Origin of the sequence: Fibrobacter succinogenes (genome assembly GCF_902779965.1) — a bacterium.
Taxonomy (GTDB): Bacteria; Fibrobacterota; Fibrobacteria; order Fibrobacterales; family Fibrobacteraceae; genus Fibrobacter; species Fibrobacter succinogenes_F.
Map to the genome: position 1 here is coordinate 46273 of NZ_CACZDK010000001.1, position 20469 is coordinate 66741.

Genomic DNA, 20469 nt, shown 5'->3' on the forward strand with positions numbered 1-20469 from the left:
TCGGCGCCCCTGCTGTGGTCTCCTTTTTGGGTTCCTTTGTTCTCACGTTTCTTGCGCTGCTTATTCCACTGCGCCCGTATGATTGGGGTCCTCCTGATGGTCTCTCGTTGCAGCCTGATGACGATTGTGCCTGCTTTATTTTTGTGTCGTGTTTTTTAAGTACAATTCTATTGGGAATCTCTTTGATAAGTTTGAAATTCGCGAAAATTGGCATCTCCAAGAAAATGGCGACTAAAATCGTGTATATGTTTTGGATTGTAGTCACGCTGGCAAGAATGTTTTACGTACTCCCATATTATCATGGTTGATTATGAATGAAAAAGAAACTTACCCAACCCAACGGAAGTGGATCAGAATCCTTTTTCTGCTTGTGCCGTTGTGTCTTGTCGTGCTGTTGATGGCCTTCTCGAATGCTCTTTTAAACTGTTGGATGCTCTTGATTGAGCCTAATTACATCATTCCAAAAGAATCGAATATCTTCCAATTTGATGTGAACCAGATGAACGAGGGCTCCGGTGACTGGTGGATATATGGTCAAGACAATAAAAACTACTATTACTATATCGGCCACGACTCATTGCCGTATATTACTTTTTCGAATGGTGCCGCTCAAATATGTAGTGGCTTCGATAAATTGAACGTTAATACATGGTGTGGTAAAATTACCGAAGCATTCAAAAGCAGGGACACGACCGTCACCTACGCAGAACTTTTCGACGATGGGTATCACGCTCTCCTGTATCGTTCAAATTATCCTGAATTGCTGTTTTTTGTCAAGATGTCGGATTCTAGTTTGTATGAGCTGGATAGCATTGTAGATTTCTATAATGACTTTGCCGTTTACCGGACGGAAAAGGATTATATAGAAAAAGAAGGCGATGTATTTAAACAGTTGAGTGACAAAAATAGAACTAAAAAAATGATGGAATACGGAGTGATTATAAATCCTGTCATGGGTAGTTTTGCGGGGGAACTGTTTATTGTTGGAGACAACGATGTTTTTGAGCTATCGTTGTCTAGACGGTCATTCAAAAAAATAATTCGTTATCACATGGCCTTGGATATATTTGAAAAATGTAGTGACAATATGATTATGAGACTTCCGCACCGTCAAACAAGCATTTCCTCATCAGCTATTAGAGTATCTTTCCAAGATAGCAGCTTCTTTGAACTTGCTTCAAATGGCTCGTTGAACATACAAGTTGTTGACAGCAAAAGTTGCCTTAGGGTGAATGGCGAGTACAACCAGGTCCGCTACGATTACGCGGAAGGCAAAAAATGCAATGTGGGTGTTCCTTTGTGCGAACCATTCTAATAGGGCGTAACCATAATTAATCACACCCTTTTTTGCGGTCTTGCCAGACGCTTTGGTTGAACAGCTGGCCTTCGGAGAGTCCGTACTTTTCTTCGACGCCGGCCTTTGAAATGGCTGTGTCGATGTCGAGCTTGCCACGGATGGCTTGCGTGTAAATGTCGATTTTGCGGCGGACAGATTCGGGTTCTTCGTCCAAGAGTTCCAGACGGTAGCTGCTTACGTTTTGGGCGATGAGCCTTGGCAATAGCTTGAGGGCGGATTGCGGCTTGCCAACGAAAAGCGTGTTGCGGCATTCGGCATCGGATTGCAAGAAGTGGCGTTCGCCTTTGTGGTCGAGAATTTCGACTTTATGTTGTGTACAAATCTTTTTGCATTCGGGGAAGCGACGACCAGTCGTGAGGGCACGTGCGAAGGCACAGTATTCTGAATGGAACGCTGGCATGTACTGGTGCAGCGCAAGTTCGAGCTTGCTTCCATCGATGTCCTTGAGCAAATCGAAAAGTTGAGTGCTGTTGAGGTCCCACGACGGATGCAATTTTTCGAGGCCTTGAGCCAAAAGCCAATCGTATGTGGCACTGTTGGTGGCGTTCAGGCTATAGTCGCCGACCATCGGGATTCCGGAATCCTTGAGGAGCGCGAGCGAACCGAGGTTACGCACGAGTGCAAATTCCGGCATGAGCGTGAGAATTTGTTTGATGTAATGGTTCTCGCCGGGCTTGTGGATGCGGAGTGTGGCGATGCCGGCTTCGAATCCGAGCTTGTGGATGCGTTCGAGCGGTTCATCGTATTTAACGCCCCAGTCAAAATCCATGACGACCTTGTCGATGTCGAGGCCTTGCAAAGCGTTGATTTGTTCGGGACGGCGAACGAGAACAGTGATGTTCATGCGGCGGGGTGTCGCGCGGTTTTCTGTTGCGATTGCGGCGTTGTCGCTGTTGGATTTGCTCGCGATTTTAACGGTGCTGTGTAGAAATGCGCGGCCGTTTTCTGCAGAAGGTGCAAGCTCTTTCCACTGCAAGCGTTTTTCGTCAAATGCTTGTACGGCTTCTTGGCGGAGCGTACGCAAAACTTTGCCGGGGAGGAATGCGTTTGCAGGCAACTTGATTTCGAGCTTGTCGAGAACATACGCTGTTGCTGAAAGCGCGGAAAGTTCTTTCTTGGCGATGGCTTGGAGTGCGTCGGGAGCGACTTCGTTGCGTGAGGCTTCGAGAATGGCGCCTTCGACGGTGACCGCGCTATTGTCGCTTGGAGATTGCTTCGCTTCGCTCGCAATGACGTTGCTTGATGTTGCTTGTGCTGTAATCGTGAGCTTGAGCGGTTCGCCGATTTTCCCTTCGAGTGTCATGCACACGGGAATGTGCTTGGCGAAACTCTTGTCGGTAAAAGTCTTGTGGAGTTCTTTTTCGAGAGCGGGGGAGTCGTTGCGGTACGCCTTCATGCCGTAGGTGACTTTGCGCAAGTTGAATTCTCGACCGAATTCCAGACGGACTTGCCATTTTGCGGACGTCTCGGAGCGCATGTTGTTTCCGCGCGCATTTTCCCTTGCGTTCCCGGCGCATCTCGAATTATGCGAAAACATTTCCGATTTTGCGGAATGTCTCGAATTTTGCATCGCGGCACTCTCGCTGTACGAATTTCGGGCGAATGTTGACTTGTACAGTCGGCTTCCCGTTTGACGCGGCTCGGGCTCTGCCTTATATTCCTCAAATAAAATCCCGTCGCCCGGCAATAAAGTGCATGGAACAGGCTTGTCTTCAAGTTCTACAATCACGCCGTTGCGGTCTACTTGAACGACGGTTCCGATAAATTCACCGTGGTGGTTCGAGAACGATCCATCGACGAGTTCCTGGTGGTTCACGCCATCGAGCCAGCCTGTGTTGAGTCCGCGCGAGAACAAAACTTCAAGCGGTTCCAAGTCCTGCGCAGTTAGGCGATTTTTTTCCAGCGCCTTGCGGTAGGCGTGCGAAACGGCGGCCACGTATTCCGGGCTTTTTAAACGTCCTTCGACCTTGAGCGATTCCACGCCGATTTCCCTGAGTTCTTCAAGCTTTGGGAGCGCACACAGGTCTCGCGTGCTGAACAAGTAACGCGCCTTCGGGTCTTTCCATTCCTTGCCGTCCACAAAAATGCGGTAGGGGAGGCGGCAGCTTTGGGCGCACTGCCCGCGGTTTGCCGAGCGCCCGCCAAAGTTTTCGCTGGTGAGGCACTGGCCCGAATACGAAACGCAAAGCGCCCCGTGGATGAAAACTTCCAGTTCCAGGTCGGTGAGGCTCTTGATTTGCGCAATCTGCTTTGCGGAAAGTTCGCGAGCCAAGACCGCTCTTGAAAATCCGATGTCCTTGACCAAGTTCACGGCTTCGGAACTCGCGAGCGTCATTTGCGTACTCGCATGGATTTCCTGTTCTGGACTGATGGCCTTGATGAGCCTTGCAAGCCCGATGTCCTGGATGATGAACGCGTCCGGCTTTAATGCAATTAGGCGTTCCAAAAATTCCGGCAACTCCTGAATTTCACGCTCGAAGATGAGGATGTTCATTGCAAGGTACGTCTTTACGCCGCGAAGCCTTGCGTAGCGGATCATTTCTTCGACATCTTCAAATGAAAAATCTTCGGTTCGACCGCGAGCGTTCCAGTGGGGCACACCATAGTAAACCGCGTCCGCCCCGTTGTTGATGGCGGATTCCAGCATGTCGCGCGTACCGACAGGCAAAAGAAGTTCAGGATTGTTCATGTGCCCAAAAATAGAATTTATTGGGTGACTTTAAAAAAGTACGTCATGCCGACGCTTTTATTCATTAAGAAATGTTTATTACACTTCTTCTAAATTGTAGCCGAATTGCACGATGGCGCCGGAATTAGCTTCACGGAAAATACGCTGGTGGGCGAGCCCTTCTAAAATGGCGTTGTCGAGCGTGTCTTGATTTTGCGCCGCATCGCTTCCGAGCGCAATGGAGGCAACGGACTTTAAAGCCCCCTTGAACCCCTCGTGGATAACTTTGACGTAGGTATATTCTGGATCCATTTCAAGAACGGCATCGTGGATATGTTTGTCGTTGTATTCAGGATCGCTATCGAATTTAATTCCCGAAGAGGTTCGAATCGAAACGGAACCGCAATAGCCGTCTTTTTTGAATTTCAACCATTTCTGTCCGTGTTGCATAAAAACCTCGATAAGTCTTTGCAAAAAATAATTCTAATTTTGGGATATGTTCAAGAAAATCGTTGTTTTGTCGTCTTTAGTTTGCATTTCCATGTTGGGTTTTGCTGGTTGCTCTAACCAAGATGCTGAGTATAAAATTGCAACACTTACCGAAGAAAACTCCCGTCTGGCACGCCAAGTCCAAGTTCTCAAGGCTACTTTGGATTCATTGAACGCCCACAACAAGGCTGTGGATCATTCCCTCAAGTCACTTGACATGAAATAAGTGCAAAATTCTTTCAATTTTGACACATTTATGTCAATTTTGTGCTCTTGAACATTGAATTTTTTTCTAAATTTGCGTCCGTGATTGGCCCCGGTTTGTCGCCAAGGCGAAAACCAATTCTGCTTCCGACGTGAAGCCCCCGCGACCGTCAAGTCTCCGAGGAGGCGCTAGTAAGATGGTCTTTAGTTAACCCAAAATTCCAATCACCCCGCATGCAGGTTATTTTCCAGCCTGCACGTGTGGTTCAACCCTTACTTTATGAGGTGCCCGAATGGAATACATCGCTCTCGCACTTTCACTTGTTGCAGTGATTTTGTGCATTGTTATCCTGACTAAGGTGAACAAACTCCTTACCATGCTTCGTACCCCGATTTTCAAGAAGCTCACCCCGGACATGAACTTGAAGCCGTCCGCTCGTCGCCCGATCAGCGCACAGGAAATGGCTCAACGCGGTGAACGCAACAACAAGGAAAATCGTCAGAACAAGGAACGTCCGGCTAACAACAATAAGGACAATCGCAACCAGCAGGCTGCTGCTCAGGCTCCTGCAAATCGCGAACGCAACGAACAACATCAGCGTCCGGAACGTGGCCCGCGCCGCGAACGCCGTCCGGAACGCCCGCATCGTGAAGCTAACGTTGAAGCTACTGCTGCTGTCGAACAGGCTGCAGCTCCGGCCGCACCGGCTGCTGAAGCCCCGGTCGCCGAAGCTCGTCGCCCGCTCGCTCCGCGTATTCCGGTTGAAACTCCGGCTGCTCCGGCTGTCGAAGCTGCCCCGGTCGCTCCGGTTGCTGAAGCCCCGGCTGAAGCTGCCGCCGAAACCGTTTTTGATCCGTCCAAGGTCCGCTATGGCCGCCGCAACGTGATCAAGAAGGCTCCGGAACTTTCCGAAGAAGCTTAATTCTCACGAATATTGCTTTTGCAAAAAATTCCCAGTCCAAATGGATTGGGAATTTTTTTTGTGAGTTTTCGTAATGGCCATTGCAAGAAAGAATGTCGATAAATTCGCCATTGATTCTTTTGAGCGTTTTTTTTTGTCCTGGGTTTGCCAGTAGAGGTAGTCTTCCCAAGCTTTATCGGACCAAATTTTCTTCATTAGTCGTCAACCTCAATGAGTTCATGTTCGATTGTTATCATTTTTCTTTCTCGTTTGGGGTCTTCTGTTTCTTATTCATTTGTGATTTCCTTGATTTATTGTTAAAACGTTTTTGAATACAAAAGTTTCTTTCATCTTTTAAAAAAAATAAAATGTAATGTCATATTATGTCATTGTGAAAATGAAAAAATAGAATGTCATAATATGTCAGTCTGTGAATCTATATTTGAAAAAGTCCTAAACGAGGTGCTCTTTATGCAGAAAACATTTTCACAATTTCAACTCAAGCAGATTCTCTCCTCGTCCAATCCAAATGCCGAAATCGAATTGCATAAGGACGAATTTTTTGACTTTATTGATCGTTACATGGTGGGTTGCGAGCATAAGAATTTCCATTGCGAAGGCGATGTCTGGGAACATACGAAACTTGTAATCCAAAATGTCGTTGCAGAAGAACACGATTGGATAGATGTGTTGGCAGCGTTGCTTCACGATGTGGGGAAGAAAAATGCTCTAGAACGCAACGATGGCAAGAATATGCAGGGGCATGAAATTGAAGGGGCCCGCATTGCTTTTGACTGGCTTGTGAAAATGGGCTTTGACCGAGAAGCCCGAGAGCAGGTTCTTTGGATTATTCGCAATCACATGAAAGCTTTGGATTTAAAGGTCATGCATTCCAAATACAATATTTGGCAGTTGGTGAAACATCCTCTGTTTTGGCGGTTGCAACGCTTGGCTCGTGCCGATTGTAAATCGACTTTGAACGTAGATGGCAAACCGAGGGATTGTTTTGATGATTTTTTGAAACGCCCGATTGTTGCGGAGTGTCTTGAAAAAGAAATGCCTGCCGCAATTGTTGAGGCTGAGGTTTTTGCTTCGCAAAAATGGGATGATTTTCGCTTGGAAAAGGCTCTTGCATTTTGCCATAAGATGCAAATCAATGGGGGAGTTGTCTCCAAAGAAAGTTTAATTCGTGCCGCCATCAACTCTATAGGAGGTAACAATGGTTGATAACTTTAAGATTATTCGATCGATGCTCAAGTTCGAGAATCCTGGCGATTGCTATTACGTTCAGCTGCTCCGCAGGCAAAGTGACGATCCGAAAATTGGGGGCGTTTCAGACCCTGCGTATCACGGTAATATGCATAGTCGCTCTATCAAAGATTACTTTATTTCATCGCTGGAGCATTTTGACGATGTTGAAAAAGAAATCAAGACGATTTGCGAAGTATTTAATGTGCGGGCTTACATTCGCTTGAACAAGCGGACGTTCAAGGATATTTCGATGGTCATCTTCAAGCATATCACCGAAGAAATTTGTTCCGGTGAAACGTTTGCTCCGCCGCTTCATTTGGTGGCACGAGCCGCAGGCCGTGCAAATGGCGCTGGCAAATCGAAAACTTGGATTGTCGATGTGGATGCGGAGTTCGTTCCGTATAAGCAGGCGATTCGTGAAATGATCGAAAAGTGTGAGCCGTTCCAGTCGGCAAATGATATTGTAGAAATCCAGACGAAAAACGGATTTCACCTGATTGCGAAGCCTTTCAATACTTTAAGAATGGATGAGCTTTGGCAATTGTTCTGCTCTGAAAATAAAATTGATTTGCCGCGTTTCGACATCCACAAGGACAATCCGACAATTCTGTATGTGAAGTAGTTCATTACCAATATCAAAAAAACAAACCCCACCAGAGGAGGGGCTTTGCTTTGCGCGGTTTCGAATTGCGGTGCAGTTCCTATCGCGGCTTTTCAACCAGCGGTGTGCCGCATTTTTAGAACTCGATGAGTCCCTTGGCTTCGTCGGCGAGGATGACCTTTGTTGCCATGCCGACGAAAAGTCCGTGGCCGACAATACCGACAATGTGTTCCAGGTCGCGGGCGAGCTTGTCTGCATCGGCGATGGGCGGGAACTTTGCATCGGCGATGAGGTTACCGCTGTCGCTGATTACCGGACCGTCCTTGCCAGGAGCGCCCATGCGAACTTTGACTTCGCCACCGAGCTTTTTCACGCGTTCGGTCACGACGGCGATTGCACCCGGAATGATTTCGAGAGGTACGGCGAACTTGGTGCCGAGCTGCTGCACGGCCTTGCCGGAGTCTGCGATAATCACGTAGTTGTCCGTCATGGAAGCGACAATCTTTTCGAGGAGGTGTGCTGCACCGCGGCCCTTGATGAGGTTGCGGTTCGGGTCGATTTCGTCGGCGCCGTCGATAACCATGTCGAGGTGGCTGACTTCGCCCATTTCCTTGAGCGGGATGCCGAGGCTACGGCATTGGAGCGTTGTGCTCCAGCTGGTGGAGACGCCTGTCACGTGGATGCCTTCGGTCTTGATGCGTTCTGCAAGGCGGTTCACCATGTGTGCCGCCGTACTGCCAGTGCCGAGACCGACTGTCATTCCGTCCTTAATCATGTCCGCAGCACGAACGCCTGCAGCCTTCTTGAGTTCATCCATCGATGCCATTAGCGCCATCTCCTTTCGTTTGAATCAAAATTGTCGTCGCCCATGCGATTGTCGTAACTGTCGTAGTTATCGTAGCCGTCGTAATCGTCTTCGTCCGGGAATCCGGATTCCTGTTCGGTAAAGCTTGCGTCTACGATGTCTATGACTTCGACGTTAAATGTCAAATCCTTGCCCGCAAACGGGTGGTTCCCGTCCACAATCACGGTGTCTTCGAGAATTTCCTTGATGGTGTAAATGCCGTCGCACTGGTCATCATCGCCATCCAGGTTCAAGTCGTCTACAAATTCTTCAGCGGTGTCCGGCAGCTGGAATTCGCGCATGTCGTTGTCCTGGAACATTTCGAGTTCCATGCCGAGCCAAAGCTCGCCAACTTCGCGCAGTTCTTCCTTGGGCACTGTGAGGATGAGGTCCTTGCGGTATTCTCCATAACCCAAATTAGCGGGTATGTTTACGGTGAACTTTTCTCCCAAGCGGCGTCCGTTCAATGCGTCTTCGAGCCCGGGAATGATGTTGTTGTATCCGTGGATGTACACGAACGGCTGTGAGGCGGGGACTTCTTCAAGAATCCTTTTGCCTTCTCTGAGGGTGTAGGCGATGCTCACCTTCATTTTGTCTTGGATGACTACCATACGTGCCCAAATTTAGTAACTTTTACCAATTTCGCCACTTATATATTTTTGTTTTTCTAAATTGCAAGTATGCTTTACGGTATTTGTTCTGATATCCATTCCAATGCCACCGCATTTAAGGCTGTTTTGGAGTCAATGCGGGATAACGGCGTGGAACGGAAGGTGTGCCTTGGGGATATTGTGGGTTATGGTGTCGATACAGATGAATGTGTCGACTTAGTTCGTGAAAACATGGATTTTTGCTTGATCGGGAACCACGATAGCGTGGCGGTCAAGAATGAATCGAGCGAGGGGTTCAATCCTTATGCAAAACAGGCGATTGAATGGACGCAAAAGCATCTGTCCAAGGAGTCTGTTGCGTATATCCGTTCGCTCCCGTACATTCACGAAGAGAATGATATTTGTTTTGTGCATGCGTCGCCGTTGTCTCCGGCGGATTGGGTCTACGTGACCGACCTCGAAGATGCGCTGAACGCCTTTGACCATTTCTCGGAGCGTTATTGCTTTGTGGGCCATACGCATAGCCCGGTCATCATTGCGAGCCGTCCTTTGGCAATTCCGAAGATTCTCGACGAGTACGAGTACGTGATTGCAAATACGGAGCGCTTGCTAGTGAATGTCGGCAGTGTGGGGCAACCTCGTGACCGCGACCCGCGTGCCTGCTGGTGCCTGCTCGATACCGAGACCAAGTGCGTGCGACTCATCCGCGTGGAATACGATATCCGCGAGACGCAAAGCCGCATGAAAAAGCAAGGATTGCCCTCGTTCCTCATCGACCGACTATCGGTAGGGAGATAGCTATGGGGTATGAGCACGGGCTCTCTTTGAGGAATGGGATCGCTCATAAAAGTTTGCTTTGAAAATTTAAGTAGGGATTAGATGTTTAATTTACGTTTGCTCATAGCTCATACCTCAAAGGGCCGTAGGCCCGACCTCATAGCTCTATGAAATGGATTCTAGCTGTTTTTGGTCGTGCGGGCTCTCCGTTAATTGCGGAAGAGGTTGATAAGTATGTGAAGCGTTTGCGCGGTTCTGCTATGCCGCTCGAAGTGGTGGAGCTAAAGGAATCCAAGCTCGACGACCATGCCCAGGCGCTCGCTCAAGAAGCCGCTCTGTTCGAGAAAAAATTCCCGCGCAACGAATTTAAGCGCGTGATTCTCTCCGAAGAAGGCAAACTCATGGATACGGTCAAGCTTGCCGATACACTCTCGGCACGTTTCCCCGGAAATATTGTGTTCTTGATTGGCTCGGCTTACGGCATCGATGAGAACTTGAAAAAGTCCGCCGACTTGCTTTTGAGCCTTTCTCCGTTGACTTTCACTCACGACCATGCTAGGATGATTACGGCCGAGCAACTCTACCGCGTCCAGATGGTCATGCAAAACCACCCGTATCATCATAGGTAGTAGGAAGTAGGCGGTAGACAGTAGGAAGTGGTTAGTATGCAGTGGTTAGTAAATAGAATGATTCAGAACTTAGAACTTAGAACTTAGAACTTAGAACTTAGAACTTTGCTTGTCTTTCTAAGCTCTGCGAGCGAAGCTGTCTAAGTTCTGCCAACTAATAACTAATATGCTCATATCCGCGATTGTAGCTGTATCTGAAAACAATGTTATCGGGCGCGACGGGCACTTGCCGTGGCACCTTTCTCAGGACCTTAAGCGCTTCAAGGCGATTACCACGGGGCATGCGGTTGTTCTCGGTCGCAAGAATTACGAAGATATCGGCCGTCCGCTCCCGAACCGTACGAACTACGTGCTGACCCGTAACAAGGACTTTCAGGCACCGGGCTGCGTTGTCTGCTCGTCGCTCGACGGGGCTATTGAGTCCGCTCGTGCTGCCGGCGAAACGGAATGCTTTATCATCGGCGGGGCGGCGGTTTACCGCGAGGCGATGCCGCTTGTCGAAAAGCTTTATTTGACGAGAGTCTTGTCGCATGTGGATGGCGATGTTTATTTCCCGGAGTGGGGGGGATCCTTTCAAAAAGTGAGCGAAGAAGCGTTTCCGGCTGATGAAAAGAATGATTTTGCAACGATTTTCGAAGTATGGATACGAAAAAAATAAGATTCTATCGTCTTTAGAATTACTTATTATTAAGAATGATGTTATTGAGGAATGGTAAGAGACTTTTAAAACTGTTGATTGCAGTGTTTGCCACTGTAATCGTAGCTTTATTTGTCATTAGTTTTAATGGCGCCTGCCGTCATAGCTTGTCTGACAACGTCATCAAGCTTAACGACGGTTGGTCTATATCTTTTTCTGATGTTCATCTCTCGGCTTTAGAGCATGTATCGGATTTCCGAGTCCCGTCGAATATAAAACCGGGTGATACCATTATCTACGAGCGCGACATGAAGAATGATTCCATTCCTTTGCCGACGACGCTTCGTTTTCATGCTTATCATGTTGCTGTGGCTGTCTATGTCGATAGTGTTTGCTATTATCGTTATGGCTTCGAGCGTTTTAAAGAGGGAAAGCTTGTCGGTAGCGGCATCCATCTTGTGAACATGCCGGAGTTCATTGATAATCATAAAATCCGTGTGGTGACTGTTGTTACCGAAAGTGCAGCCGCAAAGTCGGTCACGTCTATTGAACTTTTACGCTCTAATAGCATGACGGATTATTTTGCCAAGAATTTCGATTCCCTTACCATTGGTATTTTCCTGATTTTCTTTGGGATGATTGCCTTTATAACAGGCTGCTGTGCCGTTGGTTTTGAAAGGGCTTATTATCGTCTTATTTTGATAGGTCTTTTTGCGAGCTTGATGGGGCTTTGGACGCTTAATTACGCAAAGTGTATTCAGGTCTTCTCCGTCAATTATGCAATGGATACGACGTTGGAATATGTTTCGCTTTATCTGGCGGCAATTCCGTTTGGACTTCTTGTTATCAACATGCGTTCCGGAAAGATCGCTAAGTGGAAGCTGAATGTTCTAAAAGGTATTGTCGTCTTTGGAGTGTTGTTCTTTGTCGTGACCACCATTTTGCATGTGACTAATGTTGCGCATTATCCGGCATTCCTGTTAGTTTATCATCTCTATATTTTGCTCTCCTTCTTGTTCATGGTATTTTTCCGTGTATTCTATGAGCGTGGAGCGGGGTTGCAAGAAAAAATTCTTACGTCTGGAACTGTTGTTTTCGTCTTGTTTGGTATTGCGGATCTGTTCCGTTATAATGTGCAGAACTTGTTCGGTTTGGAAAAGTCGTTCCTGGATGCAACGTGCTTGCCTGTGGGAACGCTCCTGTTCATTGTGCTATTGATGGTGGGCTACCTCGTTTACATGTACGGAGAATTGATGGACAAGACCGAAAAGGAAGTTCTCCGCCAGATTGCGTATAGGGATGCTTTGACAGGCATTTACAACCGTGCTAAGTGCGAACGCATTTTCGAAATCTTGAATCATGATGATAGCGATTATGCTATCGTGAGTATCGATGTGAATGGACTTAAGTATGTGAACGACACATTTGGACATTCTGCTGGCGATAAGCTCTTGTGCTCTTTTGCCGAAGTGTTCAAGGAAGCGTTCGATGGTGTTGGTACGACTATCCGTATGGGTGGTGATGAATTTGTGGCGATTATTCGCACCGAACATCTCTCGGATCTGAATAACGCGCTAAAGAAAATGGTGGCTTTGGAGAAAGATGCCAAGTTGCCGATTCCTGTTACGCTGAATGTGGCTTACGGTTACTCGGTTCGCCGTTGTGGTGATGCGGTCACGGCTATGGATGTTTACCGCATGGCCGATGCAAATATGTACGCCATGAAACTCGCCTCCAAGCAGCAGCGAATGGCGTAGGGGAAGTTACTAGTTACTAGAAAATGGCGTAGTCATCCTCGAACAAAGTGTGGGGATCCATACAGTTTTAATTTAGAACTTAGACCGCTTCGCTCTTAGAACTTAGATCTTTGGTTCGACAGGCTCACCAACCTTTAAGGTCCCTGAGCTTGCCGAAGGGCCAACTAAGTTCTACAAAAAGTTCTGCCAACTAAGTTCTACAAAACTTTTCTTTCGCACATTTTTTTGATTAGATTTTGGACTATGATTGAGTTCAATATCTTTTATAAGTTGGCGGCGGCGCTGGGTATCGGCTTTATTATCGGTATGCAGCGTGAAAATTCTTATTCCCGTAATAATTCTCGGCATCCAGCGGGTCTTTGTTCGTTTTCGATTGTGAGCCTTTGTGGCGCCTTGTCGTGCTATTTGGGCGAATTTATGGATTCGATTGTTCCCTTTGTAACGGGGCTTGTAGTAGTTGGGCTTTTGCTTGTGGCAAGCCATGTGGCGTACGGACTTTCGAATCGCGAAAATGGCGGGCCTGCGGGTGTTACGACGAGTACGGCTCTCATCATGATTTATTTCCTTGGCGCGCTTTGCTGGTTCAATCGCCTTTTGGAAGCGTGCATTCTCATGATTGTTCTGCTGTGGTTGTTGGCGGTCAAGCGGCAACTCCATGAATTTGCAAAAAAGCTTTCGTCCGAAGATATCATGGCAACGGTCAAGTTTGCGGTGATTTCTTTATTGATTTTGCCGTTCTTGCCGAATCACGCTTTTGGCCCCCCTGGGCTAGAAGTGCTGAACCCGCATACGATTTGGCTTTTTGTGGTTTTTATTTCGGGTATAGGCTTTGTGGGCTATGTGCTTATTAAGGTTGTTGGGCCGGGCAAGGGCATTTGGCTTACGGGCCTTTTAGGCGGGCTTGCTAGCAGCACCGCACTGACGCTGAATCTTGTGGGGCGCAGTCGCGATAATGAGCAGTATGCGGCCGATTTTACGCTCGGCATTGTGCTTAGCTGGTCTGTGATGTATGTGCGACTCTATTTGATTTGCGTGTTCTTGGTGCCTTCGCTTGCGATGCCCCTTTTGGCGCCATTGATTGTTCCCGTTGTGCCCGGGCTTGGGTATGCCCTGTATCTGAAAATTCGCGAGTCCAAAAATCATCTGCAAAAAACGACTGATTTTAACAATCCGTTTAAGCTCTTGCCGGCGGTCAAGTTCGGCTTGGTATTCACGGTCGTGATGTTTTTGGCGAATGCGGCTCGCGTGTATTTAGGTTCGGGCGCTCTTATCGCGTGTAGCTTTTTGGGCGGTGCTGCTGAAATGGATGCCGTGGCGTTCTCGCTTATTGATATGTGCCGAAAGGCCGCTCTTGAAAATCAAAGCTTGATTTTGGCGCTCCTGTTTGCGAGCCTTGCAAATACAATAACTAAGGGCGGAATCGTTTATTTTCTTGGGGCTAAAGCGATGCGACGCCCGATTATTCCGGCGGTTGCGCTCATTAGCGGCGTGACTGTAGTCATGATTGGGTTTTATTCGGTGGTGTAGGCTTGTTTCAGTCATATTTTTTTGTGACGATTATCCCTCTTTGTTCCCGTTTATATAATTTGAAATGGGATAATTTTTTAATGGGTGTATCATGTTGGAAAAGATGAATTTTGCATTGACGGTTGCGGGATTCGACGGCTCTGCAGGTGCTGGAATTTTGGCCGATGTCAAGGCGATGGCTCATTTTGGCGTTTATTGCGAATCCGTCTGCACGGCGCTTACGCAACAGAACGAAGATGAATTTGTGGCTCCCGGTTGGGTTATATGGGACCGTATCGAAGCTCAACTGGAAACATTGTTCAAAAAACGCACTTTCAAGTATGTAAAGATTGGGCTTGTCGAAAAAGCAAAAGTCCTTAAACGAATTGTAGAATTTATTCGTGAAAAATCTCCGGACGCGTATATCGTTTGGGATCCGATTGCAAGTGCCTCGGCGGGTTTCCATTTTTTACGCGCCGCTGAACAGAATAAGTTTATGCCTGTGATGAAGCAGATTGATTTGGTGACGCCAAATCAAGATGAATTCGGATTCTTGGGGCTCGGACTTGCGGCGTCCCGTGGAACGTTTGAACTCGGGAAAGATTTTGCCTTGCTTTTGAAGGGTGGACATTCCAAGGGCCCGGAAGCCGTTGATTTGCTTTGGGATAGGGATGGAATACAGTACAAGTTTGCAAGCCCGCGTTTGTCGGGGGGCGGAAAACACGGCACAGGTTGCCACCTGTCGTCTGCGATTTTGGCGAACCTTGCGCTTGGGCATACGCTGCCGGAATCATGCCAAATCGCGAAGGATTACCTCACTGAACTTTTGCAAAGTGGGGAAGGGCGCCTTGCCAATGATTTGTAGCGATTAAAATTAGTTTTCCCGTTTGGCTAATTAAATGAGAAGGTTGAACCTTGCTTATTTTTTGCGTTTTTCGCTTTTATGGGGTAATTTTATCATTGTCTGTTTACAGAAAATGTTCTATATTTGATGCGTAAAATTTTAAATACCTTAAAAGGAAGGTTAATCATGGCTAGAAAGAAGATTGCACTTGTTGGTGCTGGTCAAATTGGTGGTACAATGGCTCTCGTGCTCGCCCAGAAGAACCTCGGCGACGTCGTGCTTATCGACATTCCGATGACTCAGGGCATGCCGAAGGGTAAGGCTCTCGATATCATGGAAGGCCGTTCCGTCATCAACTCGTCCGTTGATCTTCAGGGTTCTACCGATTACTCCGCTATTAAGGGTGCTGACGTTGTTATCGTTACCGCCGGTTTCCCGCGTATGCCGGGCATGAGCCGTGACGACCTCCTCGACAAGAACTGCGGTGTTATTAAGACCGTTGCCGAAGCTATCAAGGAAAACGCTCCGGATGCATTCGTGATTGTTATTACGAACCCGCTCGACGCCATGGTCTATAACATGCAGAAGCAGTCTGGCCTCCCGGCTAACAAGGTTATCGGTATGGCTGGCGTGCTCGACTCTGCTCGTCTCGCTTGCTTCGTCGCTGACGAACTCGGCGTTTCCGTCGAAGACGTCAAGGCTCTCGTTATGGGCGGCCACGGCGACACGATGGTTTCCATCATGGAATGCGTCTCTGTCGGCGGTATTCCGGTTTCTCAGCTCATGAGCAAGGAAAAGTTTGCTGAACTCGCCAAGCGTACCGCTGGTGCAGGTGGCGAAATCGTGAACCTCCTCGGTCGCGGTTCTGCATTCTACAGCCCGGCAACTTCTGCTATCCACATGGCTGAAGCTTACCTCCTCGACAAGAAAAACGTGTTTTCTTGCGCAGCCATGCTCAATGGCGAATACGGCGTGAAGGGCCTCTACTGCGGCGTGCCGGTTGTCGTTGGTGCAAACGGTGTCGAAAAGATTCTCGAAGTCAAGATGAGCGCCGAAGAAAAGGCTGCTTTCGACAAGTCTGTCGAAGCTTGCAAGAAGAACGCTGAATGGGTTGACGCACACACCTAAGAATTGTCATTCCCGGCTAGACCGGGAATCACCTTCTTAACAAAACAGCCCGCGGGTAGTAAACCCGTGGGCGTTTTTGTTATGCTTTTGTTGAGCCCGTTACTGTCATGCCCGGCTTGACCGGGCATCTCCATTCTATTGCTTTACCTCAGCACGATTTTCTTCGCAAAATTCACGTTTTTCCCGTTCACTCGCACCATGTAAATTCCGGCTTTGAGTGCTGCAAGGTTAAGCGTTGTAGCGTTGTTAATGGCGCCTTTCATCACGACTTGCCCAAGAGAATTCATCACTTCGACGGTTGCGGAGGTTTTGATTCCTGAGAATCCGAGCATGCGCCCGTTCAAAATGGCCTTGACCGCAGAAGTCCCGCGAGCAACCTTGATTCCTGCACTGGAAATGCCGCATTTTTCTGGGCATGAGCCGTCTTTCGGCCCAACGGCGCAAATGTTGAATTCGTAATCGCCGGGTTCTGCCTGAATTTTGAAATGCACTCCGACAAGTTGCTTTGCTGCTGTTTCTCCGTCAAATTTAACGGCGCCATCGTACCATGAAGGCTGTTTAAAGTCAGACCATGAAACAACGACCTTGTTGCCGTCTTTTCCGTTTGGCGATAGAATGTTCGAAGCTTTTGCGGCAGGAAGTGTTACCGCGGGGAGCGCGTAATTCATTGTGGTATCGATGGCATCGCCAAGCCCGAGTTCGAGTTGTATGTCCACGTTGGAAATGTAGGTCACGCAGAGCCCGCCCCAAGCAGACGCATCGCCTGCGGCTGGTGTCGTGTTTGTTGTCGAAGTTTCGCCGACCACATTGAAACCGACTCCTGCGAATGGGGTGATTGTTGCGCTTCCTCTGTTTAAAGAGGCTGTCCCGCAATAACCTTTGCAGTAGTTGAAAAGTTCGTCGTAAAATTCTGAATAGCAATAGGGGTAATCAAGACAGGGATCTAAAGGATAGACGACTTTGGATTCACCATGATAATACCAATCATCGCCGAAAGAATACCAATAACCTTCTGTTTGTGTTGTATTGCCAAGTCCTGTTTGAATGTGTTGTTCCGCGTTTTCATCGGCCCCATTCCAAGTTTCGAAAGTTCCTGCGGCAAATGCCGTTGATGATGCTGTACAAAGAGCGATGGATAAAACGATTTGCTTGTTCATGAGATTACCTCACCACAATTCTGTTTGAGAAATTAACGGCCTTTCCTGTAACGCGGACCAGATAAATTCCAGCGTCGAGGTGGGCGAGATTGAGCGTCGAGGTCGCGCTTTCGATTGCTCCTCGTGCGATGACTTGTCCGAGGCTGTTCATGACTTCGGCAGTGGCGGTTGACTTGACGCCCGTAAAACTGAGTGTGCGACCGTTCAGAATAGCTTTAGTTGCAACATTTTCGTTTGTTCTGTGAGCAAATTTGATTCCAACTTCGGAACTTGGGATTCCGCATTTTTCTGGGCAGCTTCCGTCTTTCGGACCGATTGCACAGATGTTGAAATTGTAGCTGCCCGGCTCGGATTGTAGTTTAAATAAAATGAAGGAAAGCTGTTTTGCGGCGGTTTCTCCGTCTATTATGGGGGCGCTTGAGTGTGAAGGTATTTGTTTGAAGTCTTGCCATGCGACTCTCGCCAAGTTGCCGGTCTTGGAGGTGGGAAGCGTGGCGGTTGGATAGGAAAGCGCTTGGGCCGGTTCTGTATCGGGGCCTTCTCCGTCTAATATCTTGCCATTCGGGTTGCTAATCGGACCTGGACCTAGTTGTAGTAGCAAATCAGTGTCAGAAGTGTATGTGACACAGAGCCCGTCCCATGCAGAAGCGTCGCCTGCTGCTAGGGTGGGGTTTGAATCGGCTGTTTCTCCGACAACGGCGAAGCCAAATCCTACGAACGGTTTTTCGATTGCGGATCCTCCTTTGAGAACCGCTGTTCCGCAAAAGCCGTTGCATTCCTCAATGACTGGATCAAAAGCGTAATAAGGTGGGTCCATCGCGGCTGCCCACATAACATTAGAGCCGTCACCGTTGTTTTTGTCGGTGTAATAGAACCAGTAACCGTTTGTTTCTGTTTCGTTGCCAAGTCCTGTTTGAATGTGTTGTTCCGCGTTTTCATCGGCTCCGTTCCAGGTAACAAACGGTCCAGCGGCAAAGGCTGTTGATGATGCAATTGAAACAGAGAAAAGAGCAATTGCTTGTGTTACCAAAGAGTTTCTGTGCTTCATTTTTTTCCTCCTGCACTAATCTGTAATATAGATTTTGAATTTTGTGTTTGAAAAAAATGAGTTGAAAAAAGATGAAAAAATTACTTTATGTGTATCATATAGACCCGAGTTGTATAATAGAGAAGCGTCTATTTTCTTTTTAACTCTAAACTATTAACTCCTAACCACAAAAAAATGTGGACTTTTAATATTGGAAAGTATATATTTACCATAACTAGACTTGTTTCGAGTGTGGATGTATGGGAGAAGTCTATGGAAACAAAGGGTTTGGAGTCTTTTGTTCACTTGCCGCGTATTGTTTGGAACGCGGCTTGTTGCGCTATTTTAAGTACTGGATTTGGTTCGGCTGCTTTTGCCGCTAATCCGCTCACGACTGATTTTTATTCTGCAGATGCAGCGGCACTCGTGCATAACGATTCGCTTTTTATCTTTGCTGGCCATGATGAGCAGGGGCCGCAGGGCAATAATAATAAATCGTTCATCATGAACGACTGGCATGTGCTCGTGACCGATGATATGGAACATTATCACGATTACGGGGCGGTTCTGAGCGTCAAGACGTTCAAATGGGCGAATGCAAGCGCTTTTGCGGGCCATTGCGAATACAGGAATGGCAAGTTTTACTGGTATGTGGCCGTTCATCACGGGACTATCAAGGAAAATGGGAGTGAAGGTTTTGCGATTGGCGTTGCCGTCGCGGATCATCCGTCTGGACCATGGACGGATGCGATTGGGCAGGCGCTTATCACCGACAATACGCCGAATGACGTGAAATTGAATATTGACCCCGCAATTTTTTACGATGGTGACGATATCTGGATGTATTGGGGCTCGTGGAATGCGGGCCGCCGCGTGAAGCTCAAGGATAATATGATTGAGCTTGCAAGTACGCCCGAAGATATCAAGATCAAGGATTTTTTTGAAGCCCCGTGGATGCACTATTTCCGCGGCAATTACTACTTCAGCTATGCTTCGGGTTACCCTTCGACGACGAACTACTCCATGGCGCCGAGCCTGAACGGACCGTGGACGCAAAAAGGCGTCATCAACGATAAAATGGAAAATTCCGAGACGAATCATCAGGCGATTTTCAAGTATCTCGGGCACTGGTATTTTATGTATCACGGCGCAAATTCTCCGGGCGGTTGGACGTACCGCCGTTCCGTGAACATCGACTACCTCTATTACGATCGTGATGGCTTGATTCAGAAAATCAAGCATACGAATGGCGTGGATCCTGTCAACAATGCGCTTGTCGAAGCGGGCGGTTACCGCATGGTCGTTTCTCATAGCAATTTGGCGCTCGAAGATAAAGACGGTATTGTGGTGCAGCAGACCGCCGACGAAAAGAACGAATCGCAACTTTGGGTGCTTGCGCATGGCGATTCGGCGCGTTATTACACACTCAAAAATTTTGCAACGGGTCGCTACTATTGCCCGCCCAAGACGCTTTTGGATACGGTGAAAACTTCTGCAACGGCTTGTGAAATCCGCATCGAAAATGCTTCGACAAAGAAGGGGTACTTTTTGTTTGCGGATTACGATAGCGATTACTTGGGCGATGTGCTGAACATCTCGAAGGAAGTCGGGATGCCGGTCATCACGTGGGTTCGCACGGGAACGGACAACCAAAAAGTGCAATTTGCAAAAGCGGAACTACCGAAGCCAACAGGGATTGCGCGCGGTTCTGCGGGGGCGCTGAATGCGCAGACCATGCAACAAGTTCGTTACGATGCTAGCGCACGCGTGATTCACTTGGGTGCTGAAGCATCTTGGTTTTTGCTTGATGTGAATGGTGTTGTTGTGCGTCGTGGTTATGGTCGTGAAATCCAAGTGCGTTCCGTTCGTTCGGGAATGTACTTTGTCCGCGCTGGACAAAACACTGCAAAGGTGCTTGTAAAATGACTGCTAGCGTCTCCGTCATCCTCGAAGCGAAGCGGGGACTACTCAGAAGGCGAGTGTTGCAAAAATGAGTTTACTCATTTTTATAACCGAGCCAAGGAGTAGGGGCTTTGCCCCATCCAGTGCTTGTCTTTACTGGATTCTTCGTCACGTTGTT

Annotated in this window: 19 protein-coding genes and 1 pseudogene; 13 read left to right on the forward strand and 7 right to left on the reverse strand. The window is 48.0% G+C overall.

All coding sequences use genetic code 11. The annotated features are described in order from the left end of the window. The first annotated feature begins 310 nt into the window (after nt 1–310). Nucleotides 311–1315, forward strand: coding sequence for a hypothetical protein (locus HUF13_RS00235; protein WP_173473263.1), 1005 nt, complete (start codon nt 311–313; stop codon nt 1313–1315). Between the two features lie 16 nt (nt 1316–1331). Here the strand turns inward: HUF13_RS00235 and HUF13_RS17195 are convergent, their stop codons facing one another. Together HUF13_RS17195 and HUF13_RS00250 are read right to left on the reverse strand one after the other, a co-directional pair. Further along, complete coding sequence (locus HUF13_RS17195; protein ID WP_304038659.1) at nt 1332–4046, reverse strand: U32 family peptidase; 2715 nt, start codon at nt 4044–4046, stop codon at nt 1332–1334. Nucleotides 4047–4124: 78 nt separating this feature from the next. Continuing rightward, nucleotides 4125–4475: a hypothetical protein gene (locus HUF13_RS00250; RefSeq protein WP_173473264.1), complete on the reverse strand. Its 351-nt coding sequence runs from the start codon at nt 4473–4475 to the stop codon at nt 4125–4127. Between the two features lie 46 nt (nt 4476–4521). Here HUF13_RS00250 and HUF13_RS00255 point away from each other — a divergent pair, with 46 nt between their 5' ends. Both HUF13_RS00255 and HUF13_RS00260 read left to right on the forward strand, forming a co-directional pair. Continuing rightward, entirely contained in the window at nt 4522–4740 is a 219-nt protein-coding gene (locus tag HUF13_RS00255; RefSeq protein WP_173473265.1) for a hypothetical protein, read from the forward strand. Between the two features lie 271 nt (nt 4741–5011). Next, the gene (locus tag HUF13_RS00260; protein ID WP_173473266.1) at nt 5012–5641 is read left to right on the forward strand and encodes a hypothetical protein; all 630 of its coding nucleotides are present in this window, start codon (nt 5012–5014) and stop codon (nt 5639–5641) included. A 109-nt stretch (nt 5642–5750) separates the two neighbouring features. Here the strand turns inward: HUF13_RS00260 and HUF13_RS17520 are convergent. Next, nucleotides 5751–5836, reverse strand: a pseudogene (locus HUF13_RS17520) (type II toxin-antitoxin system YoeB family toxin); the annotation flags it as partial. Between the two features lie 255 nt (nt 5837–6091). Here HUF13_RS17520 and HUF13_RS00265 point away from each other — a divergent pair. After that, on the forward strand, nt 6092–6847 hold the full coding sequence (locus HUF13_RS00265; protein WP_173473267.1) for an HD domain-containing protein: 756 nt from the start codon (nt 6092–6094) through the stop codon (nt 6845–6847). Continuing rightward, on the forward strand, nt 6840–7493 hold the full coding sequence (locus HUF13_RS00270; protein WP_173473268.1) for a hypothetical protein: 654 nt from the start codon (nt 6840–6842) through the stop codon (nt 7491–7493). Before HUF13_RS00265 ends, HUF13_RS00270 begins: the two co-directional genes overlap by 8 nt. A 115-nt stretch (nt 7494–7608) precedes the next feature. Here the strand turns inward: HUF13_RS00270 and rpiA are convergent, their stop codons facing one another. Continuing rightward, nucleotides 7609–8298 (reverse strand): ribose-5-phosphate isomerase RpiA, encoded by a 690-nt coding sequence (gene rpiA, locus HUF13_RS00275; RefSeq protein ID WP_290922233.1) that lies wholly within the window; start codon nt 8296–8298, stop codon nt 7609–7611. Beyond that, complete coding sequence (locus HUF13_RS00280; protein WP_173473269.1) at nt 8298–8927, reverse strand: peptidylprolyl isomerase; 630 nt, start codon at nt 8925–8927, stop codon at nt 8298–8300. The genes rpiA and HUF13_RS00280 overlap by 1 nt, the downstream gene beginning before the upstream one ends. Before the next feature lie 69 nt (nt 8928–8996). On the opposite strand from HUF13_RS00280, the gene HUF13_RS00285 reads away from it, so the two are divergent. The 7 genes from HUF13_RS00285 to mdh all read left to right on the forward strand — a co-directional run bounded on the left by HUF13_RS00285 (nt 8997) and on the right by mdh (nt 16205). Beyond that, nucleotides 8997–9725 (forward strand): metallophosphoesterase, encoded by a 729-nt coding sequence (locus HUF13_RS00285; protein WP_173473270.1) that lies wholly within the window; start codon nt 8997–8999, stop codon nt 9723–9725. A gap of 146 nt (nt 9726–9871) precedes the next feature. Next, entirely contained in the window at nt 9872–10333 is a 462-nt protein-coding gene (locus HUF13_RS00290; RefSeq protein WP_173473271.1) for a 23S rRNA (pseudouridine(1915)-N(3))-methyltransferase RlmH, read from the forward strand. 166 nt (nt 10334–10499) lie between these two features. Continuing rightward, on the forward strand, nt 10500–10991 hold the full coding sequence (locus HUF13_RS00295; RefSeq protein ID WP_173473272.1) for a dihydrofolate reductase: 492 nt from the start codon (nt 10500–10502) through the stop codon (nt 10989–10991). A gap of 35 nt (nt 10992–11026) precedes the next feature. Further along, nucleotides 11027–12727, forward strand: a complete 1701-nt coding sequence (locus HUF13_RS00300) for a GGDEF domain-containing protein (protein WP_304038660.1) — start codon at nt 11027–11029, stop codon at nt 12725–12727. A gap of 243 nt (nt 12728–12970) precedes the next feature. Beyond that, nucleotides 12971–14254, forward strand: a complete 1284-nt coding sequence (locus HUF13_RS00305; protein WP_173473273.1) for an MgtC/SapB family protein — start codon at nt 12971–12973, stop codon at nt 14252–14254. 91 nt (nt 14255–14345) lie between these two features. Beyond that, entirely contained in the window at nt 14346–15098 is a 753-nt protein-coding gene (locus tag HUF13_RS00310; protein ID WP_173473274.1) for a hydroxymethylpyrimidine/phosphomethylpyrimidine kinase, read from the forward strand. A 165-nt stretch (nt 15099–15263) separates the two neighbouring features. Beyond that, nucleotides 15264–16205, forward strand: a complete 942-nt coding sequence (gene mdh / locus HUF13_RS00315; RefSeq protein ID WP_173473275.1) for a malate dehydrogenase — start codon at nt 15264–15266, stop codon at nt 16203–16205. 143 nt (nt 16206–16348) lie between these two features. Here the strand turns inward: mdh and HUF13_RS00320 are convergent, their stop codons facing one another. Next, a complete protein-coding gene (locus HUF13_RS00320; protein WP_173473276.1) occupies nt 16349–17362 on the reverse strand; it encodes a T9SS type A sorting domain-containing protein in 1014 nt (337 codons plus the stop codon). 4 nt (nt 17363–17366) lie between these two features. Then, entirely contained in the window at nt 17367–18410 is a 1044-nt protein-coding gene (locus HUF13_RS00325; protein WP_173473277.1) for a T9SS type A sorting domain-containing protein, read from the reverse strand. A 252-nt stretch (nt 18411–18662) separates the two neighbouring features. Between HUF13_RS00325 and HUF13_RS00330 the strand changes: the two genes are divergently transcribed. Beyond that, complete coding sequence (locus HUF13_RS00330) at nt 18663–20315, forward strand: family 43 glycosylhydrolase (RefSeq protein ID WP_304038661.1); 1653 nt, start codon at nt 18663–18665, stop codon at nt 20313–20315. The last annotated feature ends 154 nt before the right edge of the window (nt 20316–20469 follow it).

Coding starts and splice junctions, on each gene's coding strand:
- HUF13_RS00235 (WP_173473263.1), top strand. CDS start 311: ATGAATGAAAAAGAAACTTACCCAACCCAACGGAAGTGGATCAGAATC.
- HUF13_RS17195 (WP_304038659.1), bottom strand. CDS start 4,046: ATGAACAATCCTGAACTTCTTTTGCCTGTCGGTACGCGCGACATGCTG.
- HUF13_RS00250 (WP_173473264.1), bottom strand. CDS start 4,475: ATGCAACACGGACAGAAATGGTTGAAATTCAAAAAAGACGGCTATTGC.
- HUF13_RS00255 (WP_173473265.1), top strand. CDS start 4,522: ATGTTCAAGAAAATCGTTGTTTTGTCGTCTTTAGTTTGCATTTCCATG.
- HUF13_RS00260 (WP_173473266.1), top strand. CDS start 5,012: ATGGAATACATCGCTCTCGCACTTTCACTTGTTGCAGTGATTTTGTGC.
- HUF13_RS00265 (WP_173473267.1), top strand. CDS start 6,092: ATGCAGAAAACATTTTCACAATTTCAACTCAAGCAGATTCTCTCCTCG.
- HUF13_RS00270 (WP_173473268.1), top strand. CDS start 6,840: ATGGTTGATAACTTTAAGATTATTCGATCGATGCTCAAGTTCGAGAAT.
- rpiA (WP_290922233.1), bottom strand. CDS start 8,298: ATGGCATCGATGGATGAACTCAAGAAGGCTGCAGGCGTTCGTGCTGCG.
- HUF13_RS00280 (WP_173473269.1), bottom strand. CDS start 8,927: ATGGTAGTCATCCAAGACAAAATGAAGGTGAGCATCGCCTACACCCTC.
- HUF13_RS00285 (WP_173473270.1), top strand. CDS start 8,997: ATGCTTTACGGTATTTGTTCTGATATCCATTCCAATGCCACCGCATTT.
- HUF13_RS00290 (WP_173473271.1), top strand. CDS start 9,872: ATGAAATGGATTCTAGCTGTTTTTGGTCGTGCGGGCTCTCCGTTAATT.
- HUF13_RS00295 (WP_173473272.1), top strand. CDS start 10,500: ATGCTCATATCCGCGATTGTAGCTGTATCTGAAAACAATGTTATCGGG.
- HUF13_RS00300 (WP_304038660.1), top strand. CDS start 11,027: ATGATGTTATTGAGGAATGGTAAGAGACTTTTAAAACTGTTGATTGCA.
- HUF13_RS00305 (WP_173473273.1), top strand. CDS start 12,971: ATGATTGAGTTCAATATCTTTTATAAGTTGGCGGCGGCGCTGGGTATC.
- HUF13_RS00310 (WP_173473274.1), top strand. CDS start 14,346: ATGTTGGAAAAGATGAATTTTGCATTGACGGTTGCGGGATTCGACGGC.
- mdh (WP_173473275.1), top strand. CDS start 15,264: ATGGCTAGAAAGAAGATTGCACTTGTTGGTGCTGGTCAAATTGGTGGT.
- HUF13_RS00320 (WP_173473276.1), bottom strand. CDS start 17,362: ATGAACAAGCAAATCGTTTTATCCATCGCTCTTTGTACAGCATCATCA.
- HUF13_RS00325 (WP_173473277.1), bottom strand. CDS start 18,410: ATGAAGCACAGAAACTCTTTGGTAACACAAGCAATTGCTCTTTTCTCT.
- HUF13_RS00330 (WP_304038661.1), top strand. CDS start 18,663: ATGGAAACAAAGGGTTTGGAGTCTTTTGTTCACTTGCCGCGTATTGTT.